The 6,524-nt window shown below is 35.6% G+C and carries 9 protein-coding genes and 1 pseudogene; 6 read left to right on the top strand and 4 right to left on the bottom strand.

Going from position 1 to position 6,524, the window contains the following annotated elements; genetic code table 11:
• A pseudogene (locus H624_RS0111340) lies at positions 1 to 286 on the bottom strand (IS6-like element IS257 family transposase); the annotation flags it as partial.
• Positions 287 to 709: 423 nt separating this feature from the next.
• On the opposite strand from H624_RS0111340, the gene H624_RS0111325 reads away from it, so the two are divergent.
• The gene (locus tag H624_RS0111325; protein WP_026867709.1) at positions 710 to 1,165 is read left to right on the top strand and encodes a GNAT family N-acetyltransferase; all 456 of its coding nucleotides are present in this window, start codon (positions 710 to 712) and stop codon (positions 1,163 to 1,165) included.
• A 53-nt stretch (positions 1,166 to 1,218) separates the two neighbouring features.
• Here the strand turns inward: H624_RS0111325 and H624_RS0111320 are convergent, their stop codons facing one another.
• Positions 1,219 to 1,401: a glycine zipper domain-containing protein gene (locus H624_RS0111320; RefSeq protein WP_026867708.1), complete on the bottom strand. Its 183-nt coding sequence runs from the start codon at positions 1,399 to 1,401 to the stop codon at positions 1,219 to 1,221.
• A 165-nt stretch (positions 1,402 to 1,566) separates the two neighbouring features.
• On the opposite strand from H624_RS0111320, the gene H624_RS12650 reads away from it, so the two are divergent.
• Together H624_RS12650 and H624_RS0111315 are read left to right on the top strand one after the other, a co-directional pair.
• The gene (locus H624_RS12650; protein WP_156889197.1) at positions 1,567 to 1,716 is read left to right on the top strand and encodes a hypothetical protein; all 150 of its coding nucleotides are present in this window, start codon (positions 1,567 to 1,569) and stop codon (positions 1,714 to 1,716) included.
• 113 nt (positions 1,717 to 1,829) lie between these two features.
• Entirely contained in the window at positions 1,830 to 2,951 is a 1,122-nt protein-coding gene (locus tag H624_RS0111315) for a 5-methyltetrahydropteroyltriglutamate--homocysteine S-methyltransferase (RefSeq protein ID WP_026867707.1), read from the top strand.
• Between the two features lie 119 nt (positions 2,952 to 3,070).
• On the opposite strand, the gene H624_RS12155 is transcribed toward H624_RS0111315, so the two are convergent.
• A complete protein-coding gene (locus H624_RS12155; protein ID WP_051220596.1) occupies positions 3,071 to 4,303 on the bottom strand; it encodes an MFS transporter in 1,233 nt (410 codons plus the stop codon).
• A 126-nt stretch (positions 4,304 to 4,429) separates the two neighbouring features.
• On the opposite strand from H624_RS12155, the gene H624_RS0111305 reads away from it, so the two are divergent.
• Positions 4,430 to 5,308, top strand: coding sequence for a LysR family transcriptional regulator (locus tag H624_RS0111305; protein ID WP_026867706.1), 879 nt, complete (start codon positions 4,430 to 4,432; stop codon positions 5,306 to 5,308).
• Here the strand turns inward: H624_RS0111305 and H624_RS0111300 are convergent.
• The gene (locus tag H624_RS0111300; RefSeq protein WP_026867705.1) at positions 5,305 to 5,781 is read right to left on the bottom strand and encodes a hypothetical protein; all 477 of its coding nucleotides are present in this window, start codon (positions 5,779 to 5,781) and stop codon (positions 5,305 to 5,307) included. The genes H624_RS0111305 and H624_RS0111300 overlap by 4 nt on opposite strands.
• Positions 5,782 to 5,858: 77 nt before the next feature.
• Here H624_RS0111300 and H624_RS0111295 point away from each other — a divergent pair, with 77 nt between their 5' ends.
• A complete protein-coding gene (locus tag H624_RS0111295; RefSeq protein ID WP_026867704.1) occupies positions 5,859 to 6,083 on the top strand; it encodes a hypothetical protein in 225 nt (74 codons plus the stop codon).
• A 43-nt stretch (positions 6,084 to 6,126) separates the two neighbouring features.
• Positions 6,127 to 6,489 carry an MFS transporter gene (locus tag H624_RS0111290; protein WP_051220595.1) on the top strand — a complete coding sequence of 121 codons (363 nt, stop codon included), beginning with the start codon at positions 6,127 to 6,129 and terminating at the stop codon, positions 6,487 to 6,489.
• Positions 6,490 to 6,524 lie beyond the last annotated feature (35 nt).

Below are 6,524 nucleotides of genomic sequence, written 5' to 3'. Positions count from 1 at the left end.
CTGCATCAATGGCACGATATAAATAGCTCCATTTTCCTTTTATTTTGATGTACGTCTCATCAATACGCCATTTGTAATAAGCTTTTTTATGCTTTTTCTTCCAAATTTGATACAAAATTGGGGCATATTCTTGAACCCAACGGTAGACCGTTGAATGATGAACGTTTACACCACGTTCCCTTAATATTTCAGATATATCACGATAACTCAATGCATATCTTAGATAGTAGCCAACGGCTACAGTGATAACATCCTTGTTAAATTGTTTATATCTGAAATAGTTCATACAGAAGACTCCTTTTTGTTAAAATTATACTATAAATTCAACTTTGCAACAGAACCAAGTCTACCATATTTTCAAAATGGGAATATTATTATCGATTTAACTTTCCTAAATTTTTTTGAGGAGATTTGGAAATGAAAAGACTTCATGAAAAGTTGTATAAGTTGTATAATATGTCAGAGTTTTTAAAGCTATTTATAGTATATTGTCTATTATTCTATTTTTTAAATGATATATTGCCGCAAAGTAAAGATATGTCGGAAATTATACTTAGGTCCATTTTATATGGTGTCAGTGCTGGTATCTTCTGTGGAATTTACATGAAACCAAAATATAAAGATAAAAAAAGGGATTCTAGTTATAGTGATGAGTGATAGGGTCCGGCTACTATTACTTTGACATTATTAAAATGTATAGGAGTTAATAATGAAAATTAATTTATTATCACAAAATGAAGCGGCACCGATGGATTTATTGTTGTTAGCCGATCCTTCTGAAGAAAAAATTAAGAACTATTTACAGAATGGTCATTGTTATATTGCTAAAACGAATAATGGTCAAAGTGTTGGTGTTTATGTACTCTATCCTAATGATGCATCCTCGCTTGAGTTAATCAATATCGCCATCGACGAAACTCATCAAAATCAGGGAATAGGAAAGCTCCTTATAGAAGATGCAATTCAAAGAGCCAAAGATATGGGCTATAGAAAGTTAGAAGTAGGTACAGGGAACTCTAGTATCGACCAACTTGCTTTTTACCAAAAATGTGGTTTTAGAATTAGAGGAGTAGATCAAGGTTATTTTCTTAAACATTATGATGAAGCGATATTTGAAAATGGAATCCAATGTATGGATATGGTGAGGCTATCGAGAGAAATATAGGTTTCAACAAATATCAGAAAGAACGCCCAAACGATATGGCGTTCTTATTTTATCTACTTTTTACCCAAATATCCCATGCTACCAACGGCTGCACCAAAAGCGACTCCAAGCGCTATACCAGTCGCTAAATTATCCATCACAAGTCCAATAACTGCACCAAGCACCACACCAATACCTAGCCCAATTCCTACAGCGCCACCACTATTCCCCTTACTATTTTCCTCCTCTTTACTCACTTCATACACCTCCAAACACTTTTATCTTAAAGATCTTAAGCAGTTGTTAAAGGTAATGCCGTTAGCTACTCTTTCTTAACCTATACCCAATTTGAATATAAGTAGTTAGTTGTTCACCATAAAAGGGAATAGAAAATAAATAACAATATTAGGAAGGGTGACGTAATGACTCAATATAAATATGGAGATGACCATACTAAGCCCACACATCATAAGGACCGTAAGGAAGTAAATATTTTTGATATATTATTTAATACCTTCTTCGAATTCATACTTTATATTCCACGTCTCATCTTTAGAATCTTTTTTAATTAATTTATATATGGTATAGCTAAAAGTTATAACCAATCATGAAATTTAACAGTTACGCTATTACTATGAAGCTGTGCTACCATAAATTCATAGAAAAGATGAAGGAGTGGTTAGTCATGACAGTAACATCTACTAAAACAGCACCATTTAAATTCGATAATGTAGGGAGTTTCTTACGTCCCGTTAAATTAAAAGCCGCACGCGAAGATTTCAAAAATGGTGAAATTTCTCAAGATGAATTAACACAAGTAGAAAATGAAGTCATTGAAAACTTAATACAAAAACAAAAAGCAGCTGGACTAAAAGCAATCACAGATGGTGAGTTTCGTCGTTCTTGGTGGCACTTAGATTTCTTTTGGGGGCTAAACGGTGTAGAGAAAGTCGAAGCTGAGCAAGGTTACAAGTTCGCAGATGTTGAAACAAGAGCAGAGACAGCACGTTTAACAGGAAAGATTAGTGGAGAGAATCATCCATTTATCGAACATTTTAAATTTGTTCAGCAGTTTGCTGACGACGATGTCATTGCACGTCTGACGATTCCAGCTCCAGCACAGTTTTTAGCAGAACTTGTCCGTCCGGAAAACAAGGCTGCGACTGAAGAATTTTACCCGAATGAAGAAGACCTTTTGAAGGATATTGCGAGTGCATATCAGACATTTATACAAGAATTATCAGCAGCTGGATGTACGAACCTACAAATTGATGACTGCACATGGGGCATGATCGTCGATGAGAATTTCTGGAAGAACATGAATGACGACTTCACAGTTGAATCACTCAGCCAAAAAAATGTGAATCTAAACAATGCTGCCATTGAAGGGAAGCCTGAAAATCTTACAATTACTACACATGTTTGCCGTGGTAATTACCGTTCAACTTGGGCATCATCCGGTGCATATGACAAAGTATCTGATGAATTATTCGGGAAAGAAAATGTAGCAGGTTACTATTTGGAATTTGATACAGAACGTGCAGGTGGATTTGAATCATTAGCCAAAGTAAGTGGAGACAAACAAGTCGTCCTTGGATTAATCTCTTCAAAAATTCCTGAGTTAGAGGACAAAGAAGAAATTAAAGGAAGAATCGAAGAAGCTGCGAAATACATTAGTAAGGATAGATTATGCTTAAGTCCACAATGTGGATTTGCATCGACTGAAGAAGGAAATAACCTGACTGAAGAAGAACAATGGGCTAAACTTCAGTTGGTTAAAGAAATCGCTGAGGAAGTTTGGGGATAATACTATAATAGTAAAGGACTGGACCATTATTGGCCCAGTCCTTTTAGTTTGTGTGATCTATGTTTTAAGGCTATTTGTCTAGGATGGACATGAGAAGTTGGCGTGCTCATTCAATCCTCTTAACCTGCGATATTCTCAGGGTCTCTTACAATATAATCATCATAATTCTTCTCAGTTTTATTACCAATTGCAGTAATTAACAAGAAACCAACCACATATAAGCCTAAAAGTATCGACATTGTGTAATTATGGTTATGTGTAATATCGAATATCCATCCGATTACGAATGGGAAGAGTCCGCCTAAGATACATCCGCCGGTTTGCATCATAGCAGTCCATGAGTTCGCACCTTGTGAGGTAACTGTTTCATCTAATGGTAACATCATGGCTGCGGAATAGAGTCCACCTAATGGAATCCCCATCATAAAGGCAGCAATCCACATTAATGTATGATCTCCAGTCCAGAATAATCCTGTTGCAATGGCACCGATACCGCTTATTAAGAATATCCAATTTCTTCTTGCAGGATATTTTTCCATCAAGATCGGGAATAGTAGGTTAAATACGACTTGCATAGCCATAACTGCAGCGAGTAACATCCCACCTTGAATCATTGACATACCATTATCTACGGACATAGGTACAAGCCATGTTAATGTAGAAAAATATAAGGCAGCTTGTAAGGCATAGAATAACATGAATAACCAAGGCATTTTTTGTACCCAAGGTGACGGGAAATTATATTTAAATTCAGGCACAGCTTGGGATGGTGTGTTGTTTTGGGCACCAGGTTTGTAAATAAATAAGACGACAATAATCGCTAAAAATGAGAATACTGACCAGATTGCTAAGGCGAATGGGTATGAATCCATACTTGTATAAAAGGCCCCTGTTAGAGCTGCTGTGGTTGCTGAACCTGCGCTCATAAAGAAGGAAGAGATACCGATCGCAACGGCAGCATGTCCTGGAAAGTATTTTTTAATAACAGATGATAGCGTTGGCGCTAAGACAGCAATTGCTAGACCAACAAAAAATGCAGAAATAAGTAAAGTTATAAATCCTGTGTAAAAACCACGGATTAATGTAGAAATAAGTAGGATGGAAAGCATTAATAATAAAGTGATTTTTGACCCGAGCGTCTTGTTGAGTACTGTTGCAAGTAAGGCAAAAATACCCATACATAACACAGGTACTGTCGTTAAAAGACTCGCCTGTGTACTAGATAAATTTAAGGACTCTTTTAGCGTATCCATTAATGGCCCGATAGATGTTATACCTAAACGTAGGTTAATGGAAACAGCTGCAATGACAAACAATAATATTAAAGTATTTCGATTGTACAAGTTTTTCAATCATTTTTCCCCCAGCCATATTTGGTATAAATTACAATAACTAATATGATACCATTAAGATTAATATACATAAAATATTAATAAAATTAGTTTTACCAACTTTTTTCATATACATGAGGTGTATTAATGGACATTAGACAATTACGTTATTTCCTTGTCATTGCAGATGAAAAACAGATCTCTGCAGCGGCCAAAAAGCTTTATATGTCACAGCCGCCTTTGAGTCAGCAATTGAAAAATTTAGAAACATCAGTCGGAGAAATATTATTTGAAAGAAGCGGAAAATTTCTAGAATTAACTGAGGAAGGAAAGACCTTATACAAGTACGCACTTGAGATTACTCAAATGCTAGAAGAAGCAAAAATTGAAGTGAGAGATGTTGGCAGTGGTGTCGATGGTAAACTTTCTATTGGTATCAACACATTTTCTTTAGCAAATTTAGATACTGTCTTTCATGAATATAAGAAAAAGTATCCTAAAATCACATATAAAATACATCAAAATGAATCATCTCTACTCTGTTATCTATTAAAGCAAAGAGAAGTTGAAATGGCTTTGGTTCGGTTGCCATTAGAGATTGATGATTTTACCTTACATCACTTACACAGTGAATCATTTTATGTTGTTACTTCAACAGATGAACGGTTGTTTGATGAGGAAGTCACCTTAGAAGAAATCAGTCAATATCCACTGGTGTTGCCGAGTATCAAAGGGTTAGGTGTTTACTATTCCATACATGAAGCCTTTTCAAAGGCTAAGATTGAACCCAATGTTATTGCTGAGTTTTCAGATTTGAAATTGATGATGCAGCTTGTATCAAGTAATTTTGGAGTTGCCATCGTTCCAGAATCACTGATTTATTTATATAAAGAGTACCCAGTACATGTCCACAAAATACAAGAAGAAGCCGAGCTCACTGGAGACATCGGCTTAATCTGGTTAAAAGATCATCGGCTTTCAAAAGCAGCTCAAAATTTTATAGAAGTGTTAAATGAATATATTTAAGTGTTGTATATGGCCCAAACGAAATAGCCGACAAATAGGATGAAAATACCAATCCCGATTAAGAGTATAATTAGAAACATATTTTCAAGACTAGGTTCATCTTTTGATGATGTGGGTGTAGAAGATTCGTCTTTAGTTTCCATAGGTAGTTCCTGCTGACTAACTTCAGTAGATTTTGAACGATTTTGGACAAGTAGAAAAATCGAACTAATAATTGCAAGCACAATGAGCACTGGAAATATATAGATGTAATTTTGACTTAAGCGGTTTAAACTACCATGTTCAATAGGAAAACCTGTATTTAAATAAGCAATACTAAGTAGAACAATTGCGATTATGATACAAGTGAGTAAAGTATAGATTATAGGTTTGTTTGTATTACCTTTAAAATAGTTTTTAAACGGCATATAAATTAAAAGTCTTATAATTGGATAGGCACACAATATAAAAATTAGGGCAAGAACAATTTGCATAAGGTAGAACCTCCTAAATGCACTGAATTAATATACTTATACCCTAGTTGAACCGTCTTATACATGGAGGGATCATTATGAAAAAATCATTACCAGGCATGACTTCACTAAGATTGTTGAGAGATTTGATGGACAAGCGTAAGCAAAAGAAAAATGGTGCTTACAGTGAAGAAGTGGATCAAGAAAAGTTAGACCGTAATATCCAAGTGGCAAAAGAGAGATTAGAGGATAGGGATTTGACCATGTGTCAGCGTCAGGAGTATGAAAAAACCCTAGAGCATCTAGTTAGACAAAAGAAATAGGAAAAGAAGCGGTAGAATCGCAGATCGAGTCGGCTATCTGAAAGTGATTCAATACAGCTTTGTGTTGATTGTACCAGTGCTGTTTATTTTATCAGTTACAGAATCATTTATACTGTCGGCCATGATGATTATGATTACAGGCTTCTTAATCTTTATGCCGTATAGTTCATTGGTTGTGCTGGGCCAACAATATTTACCAAACAGAGTCGGGCTAGCCTCCGGAGTCACTTTAGGACTATCAGTCAGTGCAGGTGGCGTGTTCGCACCAGTACTTGGGAAAGTTGCAGATATTTACGGTGTGTCTATGGTGATGACGATTATATTTGTCATCGCATTGATCGCACTCATATTTACTATGATTCTTACAAAAAGTCATAAGAAAGCAGATGTAGAAGGCTTAGTTTAAATAGGGATTATGATAGAGAGGTCAACGGTGAATTG

Source organism: Jeotgalicoccus marinus DSM 19772 (assembly GCF_000425825.1).
Lineage (GTDB): Bacteria > Bacillota > Bacilli > Staphylococcales > Salinicoccaceae > Jeotgalicoccus > Jeotgalicoccus marinus.
The sequence above is the reverse complement of the archived record's forward strand: the minus strand, read 5'-3'. Positions and strand labels throughout refer to the sequence as shown.

Coding starts and splice junctions, on each gene's coding strand:
- H624_RS0111315 (WP_026867707.1), top strand. CDS start 1,830: ATGACAGTAACATCTACTAAAACAGCACCATTTAAATTCGATAATGTA.
- H624_RS0111325 (WP_026867709.1), top strand. CDS start 710: ATGAAAATTAATTTATTATCACAAAATGAAGCGGCACCGATGGATTTA.
- H624_RS0111305 (WP_026867706.1), top strand. CDS start 4,430: ATGGACATTAGACAATTACGTTATTTCCTTGTCATTGCAGATGAAAAA.
- H624_RS0111300 (WP_026867705.1), bottom strand. CDS start 5,781: ATGCAAATTGTTCTTGCCCTAATTTTTATATTGTGTGCCTATCCAATT.
- H624_RS0111295 (WP_026867704.1), top strand. CDS start 5,859: ATGAAAAAATCATTACCAGGCATGACTTCACTAAGATTGTTGAGAGAT.
- H624_RS12650 (WP_156889197.1), top strand. CDS start 1,567: ATGACTCAATATAAATATGGAGATGACCATACTAAGCCCACACATCAT.